Origin of the sequence: Acinetobacter lwoffii, from assembly GCF_019343495.1 — a bacterium.
Lineage (GTDB): Bacteria > Pseudomonadota > Gammaproteobacteria > Pseudomonadales > Moraxellaceae > Acinetobacter > Acinetobacter lwoffii_P.
On sequence record NZ_CP072549.1, the window covers coordinates 259,036 to 275,276 of the forward strand.

Sequence of the window (16,241 nt, forward strand, 5' to 3'; positions counted from 1 at the left end):
TTTTTCTTAATCTCTTTTTCCCATTTAATACTTTGGTCTGATACTTGAGTGTCAGATTCAATGCATGGCTGATTATCATTTTTGAACATTCTCTTGAGCCTTTTGAGACTTGATCCGGTTCATCCTGAGAAGGGATAAAGAGGTCAGTATATTTCTCAAAATGGTCTTTCTTATTTTTGATATCGTTCAAGTAGATTTATTATGGCGAAACAACCAATTTATAAGTCACTGTATTTTCAAGTGATTGTGGCCATTATCGCAGGTATTCTGGTCGGGCATTTTTCGCCTAGTGGTACGCAAATTATCAATGGCGTAGAACAGCATGTCCCTGGCTTGGGCGAACAGCTTAAACCGCTTGGTGATGCATTTATCCGTCTGATTAAAATGATTATCGCACCTGTGATTTTCTGTACCGTGGTCAGCGGTATTGCAGGTATGGAAAGCATGAAATCAGTCGGTAAAACTGGTGGTGTGGCTTTACTTTACTTCGAGATCGTATCCACGATTGCTTTGGTCATCGGTCTGGTCGTGATTAACATCGTCAAGCCTGGTGTGGGCATGAACGTTGATCCTGCTTCACTGGATACCACTGGCATCAGTAAATATGTCGCTTCAGGTGAGTCACAATCGACTATCGACTTCCTGATGAACATCATTCCAAATACGGTTGTGGGCGCATTTGCAGAAGGCGAAATCCTGCAAGTTCTATTGTTTGCGATCATCTTTGGTTTTGCACTGCATAAGCTAGGTGATCAAGGCAAGCCAGTCCTGAAACTCATCGACCAGATTTCACATGTGTTTTTCAACATCGTGAACATGGTGATGAAACTTGCTCCAATTGGTGCATTTGGTGCAATGGCGTTTACAATTGGTAAATATGGTATTGGTTCTCTTGCTCAGCTGGCACAGTTGATCATTTGTTTCTATGTTACCTGCGTACTGTTTATTTTCATCGTATTGGGCTCAATTGCGCGTTTCGCAGGGTTCAGCATCATGAAGATGATCCGCCTGATTCGCGAAGAACTTCTGATTGTACTAGGGACGTCATCTTCAGAATCAGTACTGCCACGTATGTTGAAGAAACTGGAACTTGCCGGTGCAGAGAAGTCGGTGGTAGGTCTGGTGATTCCAACTGGTTATTCATTTAACCTGGATGGTACGTCGATTTACTTGACGATGGCTGCAATCTTTATTGCGCAAGCAACCAATACGCAACTCGACTTGTCTCATCAAATTACCCTGCTTCTGGTACTTCTGATCTCATCTAAGGGTGCGGCAGGCGTGACTGGTTCAGGCTTTATTGTGATGGCGGCAACTTTGGCTGCTGTAGGGAATATTCCTGTTGCAGGTCTGGCATTGATTCTCGGTATCGATCGTTTCATGTCTGAAGCTCGTGCCTTGACCAATCTGGTCGGTAACTCTTTGGCGACTTTAGTGGTTGCGAAATGGGTGGGCCAGTTAGATATGGACAAGCTGAACTATGCTTTAGCAAATCCTGCAGAAATTGACGAAAAAATGGCACAAGAAGGCAATAACGCTCACTAATTTTGAGTCTGTCTTTCATGTCTAAAAGGGAAGCTTCGGCTTCCCTTTTTTATTGACTGTGAAGTTAGTAAAAAGATGAATGCCGGCACATGACAGGGAGCAGGAAAGTCGATAGTCTGTGAAAAGGAAACTAAAATGATAAACAACAAGGACAATAGAATGCTTGCCTACGATGCCGATCTAGAATTATTCCGCGATAATTTTAAACGCTTTATGAACGAACATGTCGCACCGTACTACGACCAGTGGGAACGTGAAGGTCTGATGCCGCGTTCAGTCTGGAATGCACTCGGTGAAAATGGCTTCTTGTGTGTCGATGTTCCAGAAGAATATGGTGGCTATGGGGTGCCGACCGATTATTCCTTGATGCTGATCGAAGAATCTGCACGTGCCGGATACAGTGCCATTGCCACAGGTCTGTCTTGTCATTCCGATATTGCAGCACCGTATATCCTGCATATTGGTACTGAAGAACAGAAAAAATACTGGTTACCAAAAATGGTCACCGGTGAAGTGGTCGGTGCGATTGGCATGACCGAGCCAGGTGCAGGTTCAGATTTGCAAGCCATGCGTACTAGTGCCATCTTGCAGGATGAATATTATTTGTTAAATGGCTCAAAAACCTTCATTTCCAATGGTCAGCATGCTGACTTGGTGGTGCTTGCGGTCAAAACCGATCCTCAAGCCCGAGCTAAAGGCGTTTCATTGCTGCTGGTCGATACCCATCTGGAAGGCTTTAAAAAAGGCACTAATCTGGACAAGATTGGTCTGCATGCTCAGGATACGTCTGAACTGTTCTTCGACAATGTTAAAGTGCCAAAGGACCAATTACTGGGTCAGCCGGGACAGGGATTTGCTTACCTGATGCAGGAATTGCCACGTGAGCGTACCGCCATCGCTGCCACCGCTCTAGGCGCCATTCGTGGCTCGATCGATGTGACCACACAATATGTGAAAGAGCGTCAGGCTTTTGGTCAGGCGATCGGTCAATTCCAGAATACTCGTTTTGTGTTGGCGCAAGCGAAAATTGATGAATTGGCAACTGCAGCATTTTATAACCAGAATCTTGAGCTTTATATGCAAGGGAAGCTGGATGTAGAAACTGCAGCGGCATTGAAGAGCTTTTCTACCGATATGCAGATGAAAATCGCGGACAATCTCCTGCAATTATTTGGGGGTTATGGCTATATGACTGAATATCCAATTTCACGTTTCTTCGTTGATGCGCGGATTCAGCGGATTTATGGTGGTACTAATGAAATCATGAAAGAGATAGTGGCACGTGGTCTGTTAGGACGTTAATAGCTCACTCATAAAAAAAGAGTCCCGAAGGACTCTTTTTTATAGGGGGAGAACATAGCCAAGATGGGAAATATTTTTTAAGACTTTATGATTTTAAGACATCCAAACATTCATGAATAAAAATGGGTAAATCATTGGGTAGACGCGATGAAATCAACTGATTATTGTCATTCACCAGTTCTGCATCATAATACGTTCCACCGGCACGTTGTACGCGACTGGCATGCGCGCGAATACTGGTAATAATTCGATTTTTCAGCACATCTCCTTCACACAGTAATAATGATGCATCACATAAACTAAAGATGGTTTTCTTGGCTTGATTAAAAGCCTGGATAAATTGCAGCACCCGCATATCGGTAGATAAAGAAACTGCAGATTCACCGCCAGGAATCAGCAAGGCATCAAAATCATCAATACTGATTTGTTCGATGTCCCGGTCAATCGTCACTGCAGAACAGCCATGCAGACCATAGACCACTTTTCCTGCATTAAACTCAATATTACAGATGCTATGCTTTGCTTCCAGCAAGGCTGCAACGGGTTCAAGATATTCCTGATCTTCAAAATTATTCGTCAAAAGTACAGCTATTCTTTTTGGCATGACTGACACCCAAACGCTTGTTTTAAGTTAGACTATCTATGATTGGTTAAAAAATCGTCTCTGCTTTGTAATTGAGTAGTGATTTAATGTAAAAAAATAAGTGAAATCAAAGAGAAGTCGATAAAAATGGGATTGCAGAGTGTGCATTTTATTGTGAAATCTATCTTAGATATGAATGGTTCAAAAATGACGTTTGCGAAGCAATTATTTTAATTTTCTTATGCTTAAAACCGCTATATAGATTAAGAAATAGTGATATTTCATCTTCCTTAAAATCAGTTAATATGGACAGGCAAAGTTTACAATTTAATAATGTAAATCAAGCAGAAAAGCTGAAGTAAATGTTACCAGATATGACTAAAAGCGATAAACGGTTAAAATCAACTGTATGTTTTTAAGACTTAATCTACCAATGTCATATTGCGTAACCTTTGAAAGCTCACTATTGTTATACTGAACAGATAAGGTTTATGAAGGGCGACAGAACAATGATCAACGACGATCAAAACACCACGACTTCTCTTGATTTGGTAAAAATTCGTGAAGATATCGATTCTGTTGATCAGCAAATTCAGCAATTGATTAACCGTCGGGCACGTTTGGCTGAAGCTGTGGCAAAAGCAAAATTTGCCTCAGAAGAGAATCCGCTGTTTTACCGTCCAGAACGTGAAGCTCAGGTTTTGCGTAATGTCATGGAACGTAATGAAGGGCCATTGTCTGATACCACCATGGCACGTCTGTTCCGTGAAATCATGTCGGCCTGTCTGGCACTCGAAGCTCCGCAAAGCATTGCTTTCCTTGGACCAGTCGGGACTTATACCCATTCTGCGGTACTCAAGCATTTTGGTCATGATGCTGTGGTTCGTCCTTTACCGACCATTGATGAAGTTTTCCGTGACGTGGAAGCAGGCAGTGCCCATTATGGTCTGGTGCCGGTAGAAAATTCCTCTGAAGGCGTGGTCAACCATACTTTGGACTGTTTTAAAACATCGAACCTGAATGTGATTGGCGAAGTTGAATTACCGATTCACCATCAGTTCCTGATTTCTGAAAATACCCGTAAAGACAGCATCAAACAGATTTATGCGCATCAGCAGACTTTGGCTCAATGCCGTAAGTGGCTGGATGCTCATTATCCAGGTGTGGAACGTGTCGCTTTAAGTTCCAATGCGGAAGCAGCACGCCGTATTCGTAATGAATGGCATTCTGCTGCAATTGCTTCTGAAATTGCCGCGAGTATCTATGACCTCGAAATCATGCATAGCAATATCGAGGACAATCCGGAAAATACCACACGCTTCCTGGTGATTGGTCGTGAAAAAGTGCCGCAAAGTGGTAATGACAAGACTTCATTACTAATCTCAGCGCATGATCGTGCCGGAGCTTTGCTGGAAATTCTGGCGCCGTTTGCCAAGCACAATATCAGCCTGACCAGTATTGAAACCCGGCCTGCACTTCCTGAAAAATGGGCTTATGTGTTCTTCATTGATCTTGAAGGCCATATTGAGCAGGAACACGTGAAAGCAGCCATTGAAGAAATTCGTCCTTTGGTTAAAGAAGTTCGCGTGCTCGGTTCATATCCTGCAGCTGTACTTTAAGTCAGCTATACGTGGTCAGGGCGAGGGTGCTGACCACTGTTTTATACCTAAAATTGGAAGTCTAAAATGTCGTTTGTTCCAGCCAATTCAGGCATCTCAAAATTAAAGCCATATCAACCGGGTAAACCGATCAGTGAACTTGAGCGCGAGTTGGGTCTTACCGATATCGTCAAACTGGCTTCAAATGAAAATCCGCTGGGTTGTTCAGATAAAGTCAAAGAAGCGGTCGCTGCGGAAATTGCTGAAATTGGCCGTTATCCAGATGGTGGTGGTTTTATCCTGAAAGATCAGATCAAAACCCAGTTTGGTTTTAATCATGATCAGATTACCTTGGGGAATGGTTCAAACGACTTACTGGAAATGTTTGCCCGTGCATTCGTTTCAGAAAATGATTCGGTGGTGTATAGCCAGCATGCTTTTGCGGTTTATGCATTGGTAACTCAAGCCATTAATGCGCAAGCGATTGAAGTACCAGCTAAAGGCTTTTCGCATGACTTGGAAGCAATGGCGGCTGCCATTCAGGACAATACCAAACTCGTCTTCATTGCAAACCCGAATAATCCAACAGGAACCTGGTTTGAAGAAGCTGAATTTGAAGCGTTCATGCAAAAAGTTCCTGCCAATGTCATCGTGGTTCTGGATGAAGCCTATGTGGAATATTTCCCGGAAAACTTCAACAGCTTGAAATTCCTCGCGCAATATCCAAACCTGATCGTTAGCCGTACTTTGTCGAAGTGCTATGGTTTGGCTGCACTACGTGTTGGTTTTGCTCTGGCTTCAGTAGAAGTGACGGATTATCTCAATCGTATTCGTCAGCCATTTAATGTCAACCATCTTGCGATGGTGGCTGCGGTGGCTGCACTGAAAGATGAAGATTTTATCGCGCGTTCTCGTGAAGTGAATAAAGCCGGTATGGCGCAACTTGAAGCTGGTTTTAAGGCTTTGGGTCTTAACTATGTGCCTTCACGTGCCAACTTTATCTTGGTAGATGTACAGGCAGACCCATCAGCAACCTTCAATGGTCTGCTCAAGCAAGGGGTGATTGTGCGTCCGGTCGGTATTTCTAATCACATTCGGGTATCGATTGGTACTGAAGCAGAAAATGCGAAATTCTTGAGCGCATTGGCTAAAGTACTCGGTTTAGAGGCAAAAGCTTAAACCATGTCGCAGCCACTGTTTGAAAAAGTTGCATTTATCGGGCTTGGACTGATTGGTTCAAGTCTGGCGCGTGTCATTCGAGCCGAGCATTTGGCCAATGACATTGTTGCATCGACACGTTCACAAAAGACTTTGGAAGATGCTAAATCTCTTGGCCTGATTTCCGAAGGCTATGCCGATCCTGTAGAGGCGGTCAAAGGCGCTGATCTGGTGGTACTGGCATTGCCGGTACGTGCCACGCAAAAGGTGCTGGAAGCTATCAAGCCTTATTTATCTGCCAATACCATTATTACTGATGTGGGTAGTACCAAAGGTAATGTGGTCGATGCAGCGAAAGCGGTTTTTGGCGATGAACTGCCTGAAGGTTTTGTACCGGGCCATCCGATTGCAGGTGCCGAGCATACCGGGGTGCATGCAGGTAAAGTTGATTTATTTGCCAATCACAAGGTGATCTTGACGCCACTGCCAAGCAGTGCAGACTGGGCCGTCGATAAACTGATTCAGCTGTGGCAAGCGGCGAAAGCCGAAGTGATTTGTATGGATGTCGACAAGCACGATGAAGTGCTGGCGCATACCAGTCATCTTCCGCATCTCATGGCATTCAACTTGGTTGAGCAATTGGCCAAGCGTGAAGACAATTTAGATATATTTCGTTATGCTGCCGGTGGCTTCCGGGATTTCTCGCGAATTGCCGCTAGCGATCCACAAATGTGGCATGACATCTTTTTTGCCAACAAAAAAGCAGTTCTGAATGCTGTTGATGGCTTTGAACAGCAGCTCGCGATTATTCGCAAATTGATTGAAGATGAAGATTCCCACGCATTGATGGGCTTATTGGGTCATGCGCAGGCAGCTCGCCAGCATTTCAACCATATGCTCGCCAAGAAACCTTTCATGGAGAAAAATAAAGTGACACAACAATTTACCATTCAGCCGGGTGCCAAGAAATTTCAGGGTAAATTTACCGTGCCAGGTGACAAATCTGTGTCGCATCGCTCGATCATGTTTGGTGCGATTGCTGAAGGCACCACGCATGTGACCGGCTTTCTGGAGGGTGAAGATGCTTTAGCGACACTGCAAGCTTTCCGTGATATGGGTGTCAGTATCGAAGGCCCTAAAAATGGCGAAGTGACCATTCATGGTGTCGGCATGCATGGCCTTAAAGCGCCACAGTCTGCCATTTATATGGGTAACTCGGGCACTTCAATGCGTTTGTTGTCCGGTATGCTGGCAGCGCAAAAATTTGATTCAGTCATGACTGGCGACGCATCTTTATCCAAACGTCCAATGGAGCGTATTGCCAAGCCTTTACGTGAAATGGGCGCGCAAATTCAGACCACGGGTGAACGCGGTACACCACCTGTATCCATCACGGGTAACCAAAACCTTAAAGGGATTCAGTACGATTTGCCGATGGCCTCTGCTCAGGTGAAATCAGGGATTCTACTTGCAGGCCTGTGGGCGGAAGGTGAAACTTCGGTGACTGAACCTGAACCAACCCGCGATCATACTGAACGTATGCTGCGTGCATTTGGTTATGAAGTAAAAACTGAAGGCAACCGAATTTCCCTGCAAGGTGGCGGTAAGCTGGTCGGAACCAATATTCAGGTGCCTTCAGACATTTCTTCAGCAGCCTTCTTTATGGTGGGTGCCGTGATTACTGAAAATTCGGACGTCACCCTTGAAGCGGTAGGCATTAACCCGACTCGTACGGGTGTGATCGAAATCCTCAAGCAAATGGGTGCGGACATTACAGTTGAAAACGAGCGTATTGCGGGCGGTGAACCGATTGCCGATATTCGTATCCGTGGTACGCGTACGCTCAAAGGTATTCATATGCCGGAAGATCAGGTGCCATTGGCGATTGATGAATTCCCGGTGTTATTCATTGCAGCTGCATGTGCTGAAGGTCAGACGATTTTGACCGGCGCTGCCGAGCTTCGCGTGAAAGAATCGGATCGTATTCAGGTCATGGCAGATGGTCTTCAAACCATGGGCATCGACTGTACCCCAACTGAAGATGGCATCATCATTGAAGGTAAGGGTAAGTCCGGTGACTGGTTGCCAATCTTTACGGGTGGTGAAATTGAATCGCATCACGATCACCGTATCGCGATGAGTTTTTCGATTGCCGGTTTGCGTAATTCGGAGCAGATCAAGATTGTCGGAACCGAAACGGTCGCAACCAGTTTCCCGACCTTCACAGAATTGACCTCAATCGCAGGACTGCCAATTCAAGTATCAGAATAATTTTTAAAATTATGTGAAACAGCCAAGCTTTTGCTTGGCTGTTTTGTTTATATTGCTTATGCTAAACCCATATAAGAAAAAAGCCATTTGGAAGTAGCGATGCGAAAATTAAAATTCATGGCCAATACCCAGAGCCAAACACCACGGGATGGTCAAGAAACCCAGGAATATGTAGCACATTTACTTGCCGAAAAATTAGGTAAATACGGTTTTCAGACCTTAAGCCAAAGTGGTGCTCAGGTTGCCGTCAGCGTAGAAGAACATGCGCTGCCTTTATCAGTGAGTTGCGAAACCAGAGATGAACAAGGGCATCTGGTCTGTGAGATTGCCTCATATCCTGAAGAAGAACAGGACTGGCTGGATCGTATCACCGAAAGAAGTTTGCTTAATCAGCTTGCACAGGCAGTGGAAACCTCTCTAAAAGAGCAGGAACGCTTTAGCGAGTTTGAATGGAAGAGCTAATTCAACAGACTCAATCAGCTTTGCCTACACTGCAAAGTAAACGCTTGATCCTGAATTGTTTTAAATCAGCCGATGCCAAAGAAACTTATGCTTCAATTACGCCGAGTTTGACACGTTTTATGGCGTGGGACCCACCACAATCTGAACAGGGATTTGCAACAGTCTGGCAAAATTGGCTGGAAAATATGACTGATTATAAAGAATATGTATTTGTGATCCGTCATATTGAAACACAAGAATTTATTGGGCTATGTGGTTTGCATCGACTTCATGATGAAATACCTGAAGTCGGTATTTGGATTCGTGAAACTGCACATGGTCATCATTATGGACATGAGGTAGTGCATTGTGTTGTGGCTTATGCTTTCAATACATTAGGGATTCAAGTTTTAAGCTACCCGGTAGCAGAAGAAAACTGGGCTAGCCGTAAAATTGCAGAACGCTTGGGCGGAAAAATTATCCGCTACATCGATAAGCCTAAATATCGGGCTGTGATGTATGAAATTTTTGCAGAAGATTTTGTCTTTTAATAAAAAACCCATCATTTGATGGGTTTTTTTATTTAGCCAAGCGCTAAGTACCGGGTCATTGCGATCCGCAATTGCTTTAAATAGCCGGTAAAGAAGTGGTTGGCACCAGGTAATACGGTCACTAAATGGCGTTGTGGCTTTGCCCATTCAATCATATCTGAGAGCAAAGTCACCTCATCGGCTTCACCATGAATGAACAGAATGTCGCCTTTAATGGCGGGCGTCACATAATGGCGAATACCAGCCACTGTTGCAGTCGGCAGACCACATAAAATGGTTTGCTTTGGTTGCAATTCTACCGGTAAGGCTGCATAGCTTTTTGCCATGACATGCGCACCAAAACTAAAACCGCCTGCATAAAAAGGCAGGGCAATATGCTGGTTGCGAGCGAACCGAATGACTTCTAATACATCATCCGTTTCACCGAAGCCCTCGTCGTGTATACCTTCACTTTGACCAGAACCACGGAAACTTGGACGATACACAATACAGCCACGTTCCAGATACATTTGTGCCAGTAAAACCGGAACCTTATGTTGTGGTGTACCGCCTTGCAATGGATGGGGGTGACAAACTACCGCGAATCCTTTCACTTCACCCTGAGGATAATCCACAAAAACTTCAATCTGACCCGCAGGCCCTTGAAGAAAAATTTGCTCGGGCATATAAAAACCGATGATTAACAGGAGAATCGTGCATTTTAACGATTATGGTGAATAAAAACATGAATTGGAATTAAAATAAGCAGACTGATATAGTTTGATTAATCATTTTTTGACCAGGTTGCCATGCTCGCTTTAATTTCTCCAGCCAAAACTCTCGATTACGATACTCCATTACCGACTGACCAATTTACTCAAGCGAGATTATTAGAACATTCACAGGACTTGATCAACGTTTGTCGCACACTTTCTGCAACAGAAATTTCCAGCTTAATGAGTGTTAGTGAAAAAATTGCCACTTTAAATACCGCACGTTTTAATGACTGGCAACCGGATTTTAATTTAGCCAATGCCCGTCAGGCGATTTTTGCATTTAAGGGTGATGTCTATACCGGACTGGATGCCTATAGTTTGAAGCACGAAGATCTGCACTATGCACAAGACCGTTTACGTATGTTGTCTGGATTATATGGACTGTTACGTCCTTTGGATCTAATGATGCCGTACCGTCTGGAAATGGGAACCAAGTTAGCCAATTCCTGTGGGCATAATCTATATGAGTTCTGGGCTCATCACATTACTGATCTGATTAATCAGGATTTAACCGCAGCAAATTCTGAAATTCTGGTGAATATTGCTTCTGATGAATATTACAAATCAGTCAACGAGCGCAAAATTCAGGCAGACATTATCAAGCCGGTATTTCTGGATCAGAAAAATGGCAAATATAAAGTGATTAGTTTCTATGCCAAAAAAGCACGCGGTCTCATGGCGCGTTTTATGATTGAAAATAAAATTGATTGTGTCGAAGAGTTGAAAGCTTTTAATAGCGATGGCTATTATTTCGATGCAGACAGTTCACTTAAGGGAGAACTGGTGTTCAAACGTGATGAACAACTGAGTGCATAAATGAGATGATTCCCAGTATTCAGCATGAGGATATATATGCCGGATATTGGGATGTCGTTATTATGGTTAGGTTCTTGAACTATGTACATGCATGTGATGTGAGTAGGGAATAATAGACAGCATCATGACAACTATAAAATCTGTAATTCTTGAATATCAGGTAGAGCTTCAAGGTAATTAAAAATAAAAAATATCGCTAAACATCTTGAAATCCCTAGCAAAATCTCCCTTATTTAGATCATTTTATTCTAAAAATTAAAGTTGAGCATTCTTGGAAAAGGCCGATAAAATAAATCGAAATAATTTCTATTGAATAGGTTAGATTTCATTTATCTCCATATCTTAATTTTGAATAAACTTCTTTTAGGTGGTTTAAAAAATATATTAAATTCAATTATTTAGTTTTTTTTTAAAAGGATTTTTAATAGGATCGATTTTTTGAAAAAAGAATTATAAATTAATTAAGTATTAATAAATAAAACGACATAAAATTAATATTTAGAGGATAAATAAATGCCTTCTATCGGGTTAAATGTAAACTATGTCACAAGTTTGTTAGGTTTTTTGTTAGCATAATTGCATAGTGTTACAAAGCAGCATAATAAAAATGAAAATATATGCTATCCCTGTTTTTGCCTTAATGATCAGTTTATTAGGATTTTGTGTCCATAAACAGTCCGAAATCAGAAAATATGAAAAGATCCGTCATGTCTTGAACGATGGACGTGATTCAAGCAAATTGCTGGAATCCAATCGGCATCGACATTAAGCAGGCTAGACAATCTTCTTTCGTTGATTGGGCTAAAATGATAAAATTAAATCAATAATAAATATAATAAAAATTTAAAGTATTCATTTAAGATATATTAATTTCTAATAAAGTGTAAAATCTAAGAAGCAATAAGAAATCAATGTGTTATAATTTGCCAACGATCAGGATGAAGCAGAATTCATCTTGTTAAGCATTTGGTTTAAATCAAGAAAATAAAGCTGCATAAAGGTTATGCAGCTTTTTTGTTTAGATTTTTTTTTGGGTTTTTATAGCATAGCCCTGGGGCTGTAAGCTGTTCCAACATTTTAACCCGTCAAATGGCTATGCTGGCATATTCGTTGCTAACACATCCTTAAAATTGATGAATTTTTTTTATAAAATTTCATTTATTTGACGGCTTGCTTAAAGCATAAAGTTTACTCAATAGGGGCTAGGTCATGACGACTCCTAATCCATCTTCAGAAAGTATGCTTGAACGTCTGTTTAAACTGAGTGAAAACAAAACCAGTTTCCGTACAGAAGTTCTTGCCGGTGTAACTACATTCTTAACGATGTGTTACATCATTATTGTCAATCCGATGATTTTGTCCGAAACGGGGATGGATCATGGGGCTGTCTTTGTAGCAACCTGTCTTGCAGCCGCGATTGGCTGTTTAGTCATGGGCTTGATTGCAAATTATCCAATTGCACTTGCACCAGGCATGGGCTTGAATGCCTTTTTTACCTATTCCGTATGTTTGGGAATGGGTGTGCCTTGGCAAACAGCACTTGGGGCTGTGTTTATCTCCGGTCTTGTGTTTATTGCGATCAGCATGTTCAAAATCCGTGAAGCCATTGTAAATGCGATTCCAATGTCGCTGAAACTGGCCATCGGTGGTGGTATTGGCTTATTCCTTGCGCTGATTGCTTTGAAAAATGCCGGCCTGATTGTGGATAATCCTGCTACGTTGGTAGGTTTGGGCGATTTAAAACAACCATCGGTTTTGCTTGCATTATTTGGTTTCCTTCTGGTTGTTGTGATGCATCACTTTAAAGTGCGTGGTGCGATCATCATCAGTATTTTGGTGTTAACCGGTATTTCAGCAGCATTGGGTCTGAGTGAATTTAAAGGTGTGGTTGGCGCAGTGCCATCGATTGCACCAACATTTATGCAAATGAGCTTTGAAGGTCTGTTCACTGCCAGTTTAATTGGCGTGATTTTTGTCTTCTTCCTGGTCGATTTATTCGACTCAACCGGTACGCTGGTTGGTGTTTCACACCGTGCAGGCTTGTTGAAAGATGGCAAACTGCCGCGTTTGAAAAAAGCACTTTTTGCGGACTCTTCTGCAATTGTTGCAGGTGCAGCGCTGGGTACATCTTCAACTACGCCATACATTGAATCTTCTGCGGGCGTAGCAGCCGGTGGCCGTACAGGTCTAACTGCTGTTGTAGTCGGTATCCTGTTTGTTGCCTGTTTGTTCCTTGCACCATTGGCACAGTCTGTACCAAGCTTTGCAACAGCACCAGCGCTGTTATTTGTCGGTGTCTTAATGATTCAAGGTATCGTGCATATTGACTGGGAAGATATTACAGAAGCAGTTCCTGCATTTTTAACCATTGTATTTATGCCATTTACCTATTCCATTGCTGATGGTATTGCGATGGGCTTCATCAGCTATGCACTGATCAAATTGTTAACCGGTAAGGCATCAACTGTACCGTATATGGTCTGGATTATTGCAGTACTATGGACGCTTAAATTCGCACTATTTGGCGGCTAATTTTTCTAGATTTGGAAAGGGTGTAAACTCAGTTTGCACCCTTTTTTTATTATTTTAGGTTTCATGAGGAGAAGCGATGAACCGTCTTGAGTTGATTCGAGCTTTGCCAAAGGCCGAGCTTCATGTTCATATTGAGGGCACTTTTGAGCCTGAGCTAATGTTTGCGATCGCTCAGCGTAATAAAATTGCCATCCCGTATAAATCTGTTGAAGAAGTTAAACAGGCCTATAACTTTCATAATCTTCAGTCGTTCCTGGATATTTATTATGCCGGCGCTGCTGTATTAATTCATGAACAGGATTTTTATGATCTGGCGTGGGCGTATTTTGAAAAATGTGCTGAAGACCGGGTCGTGCATACTGAAATGTTCTTTGATCCACAAACCCATACCGATCGTGGTGTTGCTTTTTCAACCGTGATCAACGGCTTGCAAAAAGCCTGTGATGATGCCAAAACTAAACTTGGTATCAGTTCACATCTGATTATGTGTTTCTTGCGTCATTTAAGTGAAGATGCTGCATTTGCAACACTGGAACAGGCCTTACCTTATAAAGACCAGATTATTGCGGTCGGTCTGGATTCAAGTGAAGTCGGGCATCCACCTTCAAAGTTTGAACGTGTCTTTGCTAAAGCGCGTGAAGCAGGTTTCTTGGTTGTAGCACATGCAGGTGAGGAAGGTCCGGCAGCTTATGTCTGGGAAGCTTTAGATTTGCTGAAAGTGAATCGTATTGATCATGGGGTTCGTTCGGAAGAAGATCCGGAGTTAATGCAGCGCCTGATCGCAGAAAAGATGCCACTGACAGTTTGCCCATTGTCAAACCTGAAACTCTGCGTCGTGGATGATATGCAGCAGCATAATATCCGTCGCCTCTTGCAACAAGGCGTGCACGTTACAGTCAATTCAGATGATCCATCTTATTTTGGTGGTTATATGAATGACAATTTTATTGCCATTGCTGAAGCACTGGATTTAAGCAATGAGGAACTCAAGCAATTGGCCATTAACTCATTTGAAGCCTCTTTTATTACCGATACTGAAAAAGAGCAATGGATCAACCAGATCCGTGCCCTGGTTTAAGTTTTTAAATAAAAGGCAGGGTTCGCTCTGCCTTTGTTTTTATAGATGGATATGAAATTGAAAAATATAATTCTGCTCATCAGTAGCGTGTTGATATCTGCTTGCTCAAATGCGGATATGACTTTGACACAGCGTACTTTAAAACCCGTGATTGAATACCAATGTGCAAAAGAATTGAAAGCATCTAAATTCTGGACTGCCTCGACCTATTTTATGCAGGACAAAAATAAAGCTGAACTTGAACAGAATGTCTGTTCATGTGTAGGTGAGCATGCACTCAAGGATATTCCGGCAAGCACTTTACTGAAAGCGACTCTGGATGAAGAAGTAAAGTCAAAACTCACGCAACAGGCTATTGCAAACAGTCTGAAAGGCTGCATGACCGAGTTCTTAAAATAAAATCAGCTTTGCAATGAAAGCTGATTGAGTGTGGTTTTGCAGATTATTTTTTAGAAGATTTGGATTGTCGGGTCATGCTGTTGAGTACATGATCTTTATCGATAAAATGATGTTTCAGTGCTGCGAAAATATGTCCAACTAAAAGTAAGCCAACTGCCCAGGAAAGCCAGATATGCAGGGGTTTTACGATCGCGGTTACAGCCGGATTTTCTGCAATCAGTGCCGGCAGGTTAAATAAATATAGCACTGGTGCTGGATAGCCCAGACTCCAGCTATATAAACAGCCGGTGACAGGTAGAGCAATCAGCATAAAATACAAAGCCAGATGACCTGCATGTGCCAAAGTTTTCATCCGGGGTGACATAGTGTCCGGTAGTTCAGGGGCAGGATGGGTATAACGCCAGAAAATTCGCACAACCAGTAGGAAAATAATGGTGGTGGCGATATTTTTATGCAGGGTGATGACATCGCCTTTAAAGCTGCCATCGACCTCATAACTTAAAAAATTCCCACTATAAAAACCAATCAGCCAGGCCGCAATAAAGATAACTGCCATGATCCAGTGCAACCATTGTGCCGTGCGCGTGTAATATTGTACTTTTTCCATGTGATTTTCGATTGCCCTCAAAGATGGATGCACCTTAGCAAAGGGCGAATCAGCCCAGCAATTCCAAATCTGCAACGCTATGGTGGCTTTCATGCAACATCCATTGAAATGGCTGGGTGCAGATTAAACATTCAGGATGATTTATAGATTTCTTATTCAGGTGAATTTCGGCACAATAGCGTCACGCTTCATATATGAATAAACAAGGAACAGATCTGTGAAAAAATTATTGGCTGCACTTGCTCCGCTTACTTTGGTTTTATCTGCTTGTGCAACAACAGGCAGCCCTGAAACGCAAACCACGACTCAACAGCTGGGTGGGGCTGCGCTTAAAATCGCGATCAATACAAAATGTACGACTGAGCTGAATAATATTCCAGCATGGCAAACAGCTACACGTCTAATGACTACGACCCAAAAGCAGAATATCCAGACTGAAATTTGTGGCTGTGTCAGTGAAAAAGCGCCACAAAGTGTAACAGCGGTAGATTTGGCGACTGCAGCAATTGACCCGGCAGCACGTGCGACGATTGTCGGCAATGTGGTTGCAAAAACCATTAACGCTTGTGTGGCTGAAGCTGTAAACTAAGCCAAGATTAAATTGA

15 protein-coding genes are annotated in these 16,241 nt (G+C 42.7%); 12 read left to right on the forward strand and 3 right to left on the reverse strand.

What is annotated here, in order from left to right; genetic code table 11:
- Positions 1–201 precede the first annotated feature (201 nt).
- Together J7649_RS01235 and J7649_RS01240 are read left to right on the forward strand one after the other, a co-directional pair.
- Positions 202–1,545 (forward strand): dicarboxylate/amino acid:cation symporter, encoded by a 1,344-nt coding sequence (locus tag J7649_RS01235; protein WP_004731608.1) that lies wholly within the window; start codon positions 202–204, stop codon positions 1,543–1,545.
- Positions 1,546–1,704: 159 nt separating this feature from the next.
- Entirely contained in the window at positions 1,705–2,847 is a 1,143-nt protein-coding gene (locus J7649_RS01240) for an acyl-CoA dehydrogenase family protein (RefSeq protein ID WP_114541957.1), read from the forward strand.
- Positions 2,848–2,932: 85 nt separating this feature from the next.
- Here the strand turns inward: J7649_RS01240 and J7649_RS01245 are convergent, their stop codons facing one another.
- Positions 2,933–3,451 (reverse strand): DJ-1/PfpI family protein, encoded by a 519-nt coding sequence (locus tag J7649_RS01245; protein WP_219308979.1) that lies wholly within the window; start codon positions 3,449–3,451, stop codon positions 2,933–2,935.
- 488 nt (positions 3,452–3,939) lie between these two features.
- On the opposite strand from J7649_RS01245, the gene pheA reads away from it, so the two are divergent.
- The 5 genes from pheA (at position 3,940) to J7649_RS01270 (ending at position 9,449) form a co-directional block, all read left to right on the forward strand.
- Positions 3,940–5,049 carry a prephenate dehydratase gene (pheA, locus tag J7649_RS01250; protein WP_004278987.1) on the forward strand — a complete coding sequence of 370 codons (1,110 nt, stop codon included), beginning with the start codon at positions 3,940–3,942 and terminating at the stop codon, positions 5,047–5,049.
- A 66-nt stretch (positions 5,050–5,115) separates the two neighbouring features.
- On the forward strand, positions 5,116–6,207 hold the full coding sequence (hisC, locus tag J7649_RS01255; protein WP_004645569.1) for a histidinol-phosphate transaminase: 1,092 nt from the start codon (positions 5,116–5,118) through the stop codon (positions 6,205–6,207).
- Between the two features lie 3 nt (positions 6,208–6,210).
- Positions 6,211–8,457: a bifunctional prephenate dehydrogenase/3-phosphoshikimate 1-carboxyvinyltransferase gene (locus J7649_RS01260; RefSeq protein WP_219308982.1), complete on the forward strand. Its 2,247-nt coding sequence runs from the start codon at positions 6,211–6,213 to the stop codon at positions 8,455–8,457.
- A 99-nt stretch (positions 8,458–8,556) separates the two neighbouring features.
- Positions 8,557–8,919 carry a hypothetical protein gene (locus J7649_RS01265; RefSeq protein ID WP_004278984.1) on the forward strand — a complete coding sequence of 121 codons (363 nt, stop codon included), beginning with the start codon at positions 8,557–8,559 and terminating at the stop codon, positions 8,917–8,919.
- Positions 8,907–9,449: a GNAT family N-acetyltransferase gene (locus J7649_RS01270; protein WP_004278982.1), complete on the forward strand. Its 543-nt coding sequence runs from the start codon at positions 8,907–8,909 to the stop codon at positions 9,447–9,449. The genes J7649_RS01265 and J7649_RS01270 overlap by 13 nt, the downstream gene beginning before the upstream one ends.
- A gap of 32 nt (positions 9,450–9,481) precedes the next feature.
- Here J7649_RS01270 and J7649_RS01275 read toward each other — a convergent pair whose 3' ends face one another.
- Positions 9,482–10,114, reverse strand: a complete 633-nt coding sequence (locus tag J7649_RS01275) for an alpha/beta hydrolase (protein WP_004645565.1) — start codon at positions 10,112–10,114, stop codon at positions 9,482–9,484.
- A 123-nt stretch (positions 10,115–10,237) separates the two neighbouring features.
- Here J7649_RS01275 and yaaA point away from each other — a divergent pair, with 123 nt between their 5' ends.
- The 4 genes from yaaA to J7649_RS01295 all read left to right on the forward strand — a co-directional run bounded on the left by yaaA (position 10,238) and on the right by J7649_RS01295 (position 15,029).
- Positions 10,238–11,020 carry a peroxide stress protein YaaA gene (gene yaaA / locus J7649_RS01280; protein ID WP_219308984.1) on the forward strand — a complete coding sequence of 261 codons (783 nt, stop codon included), beginning with the start codon at positions 10,238–10,240 and terminating at the stop codon, positions 11,018–11,020.
- A gap of 1,209 nt (positions 11,021–12,229) precedes the next feature.
- Positions 12,230–13,552: an NCS2 family permease gene (locus J7649_RS01285; protein WP_004645563.1), complete on the forward strand. Its 1,323-nt coding sequence runs from the start codon at positions 12,230–12,232 to the stop codon at positions 13,550–13,552.
- Positions 13,553–13,628: 76 nt separating this feature from the next.
- Entirely contained in the window at positions 13,629–14,630 is a 1,002-nt protein-coding gene (locus J7649_RS01290) for an adenosine deaminase (RefSeq protein WP_004731590.1), read from the forward strand.
- Between the two features lie 45 nt (positions 14,631–14,675).
- A complete protein-coding gene (locus J7649_RS01295) occupies positions 14,676–15,029 on the forward strand; it encodes a hypothetical protein (protein ID WP_004645560.1) in 354 nt (117 codons plus the stop codon).
- 43 nt (positions 15,030–15,072) lie between these two features.
- On the opposite strand, the gene J7649_RS01300 is transcribed toward J7649_RS01295, so the two are convergent.
- Positions 15,073–15,636 (reverse strand): cytochrome b, encoded by a 564-nt coding sequence (locus tag J7649_RS01300; RefSeq protein WP_026055720.1) that lies wholly within the window; start codon positions 15,634–15,636, stop codon positions 15,073–15,075.
- A 217-nt stretch (positions 15,637–15,853) separates the two neighbouring features.
- Here J7649_RS01300 and J7649_RS01305 point away from each other — a divergent pair, with 217 nt between their 5' ends.
- Positions 15,854–16,225, forward strand: coding sequence for a hypothetical protein (locus J7649_RS01305; protein WP_219308987.1), 372 nt, complete (start codon positions 15,854–15,856; stop codon positions 16,223–16,225).
- Positions 16,226–16,241: the final 16 nt, after the last annotated feature.

Bases quoted from the DNA above. Each gene is read 5' to 3' on its own strand.
- hisC (WP_004645569.1), top strand. From the start codon at position 5,116: ATGTCGTTTGTTCCAGCCAATTCAGGCATCTCAAAATTAAAGCCATAT.
- pheA (WP_004278987.1), top strand. From the start codon at position 3,940: ATGATCAACGACGATCAAAACACCACGACTTCTCTTGATTTGGTAAAA.
- J7649_RS01240 (WP_114541957.1), top strand. From the start codon at position 1,705: ATGCTTGCCTACGATGCCGATCTAGAATTATTCCGCGATAATTTTAAA.
- J7649_RS01260 (WP_219308982.1), top strand. From the start codon at position 6,211: ATGTCGCAGCCACTGTTTGAAAAAGTTGCATTTATCGGGCTTGGACTG.
- J7649_RS01300 (WP_026055720.1), bottom strand. From the start codon at position 15,636: ATGGAAAAAGTACAATATTACACGCGCACGGCACAATGGTTGCACTGG.
- J7649_RS01290 (WP_004731590.1), top strand. From the start codon at position 13,629: ATGAACCGTCTTGAGTTGATTCGAGCTTTGCCAAAGGCCGAGCTTCAT.
- J7649_RS01265 (WP_004278984.1), top strand. From the start codon at position 8,557: ATGCGAAAATTAAAATTCATGGCCAATACCCAGAGCCAAACACCACGG.
- J7649_RS01235 (WP_004731608.1), top strand. From the start codon at position 202: ATGGCGAAACAACCAATTTATAAGTCACTGTATTTTCAAGTGATTGTG.
- J7649_RS01275 (WP_004645565.1), bottom strand. From the start codon at position 10,114: ATGCCCGAGCAAATTTTTCTTCAAGGGCCTGCGGGTCAGATTGAAGTT.
- J7649_RS01245 (WP_219308979.1), bottom strand. From the start codon at position 3,451: ATGCCAAAAAGAATAGCTGTACTTTTGACGAATAATTTTGAAGATCAG.
- yaaA (WP_219308984.1), top strand. From the start codon at position 10,238: ATGCTCGCTTTAATTTCTCCAGCCAAAACTCTCGATTACGATACTCCA.
- J7649_RS01295 (WP_004645560.1), top strand. From the start codon at position 14,676: ATGGATATGAAATTGAAAAATATAATTCTGCTCATCAGTAGCGTGTTG.
- J7649_RS01270 (WP_004278982.1), top strand. From the start codon at position 8,907: ATGGAAGAGCTAATTCAACAGACTCAATCAGCTTTGCCTACACTGCAA.
- J7649_RS01285 (WP_004645563.1), top strand. From the start codon at position 12,230: ATGACGACTCCTAATCCATCTTCAGAAAGTATGCTTGAACGTCTGTTT.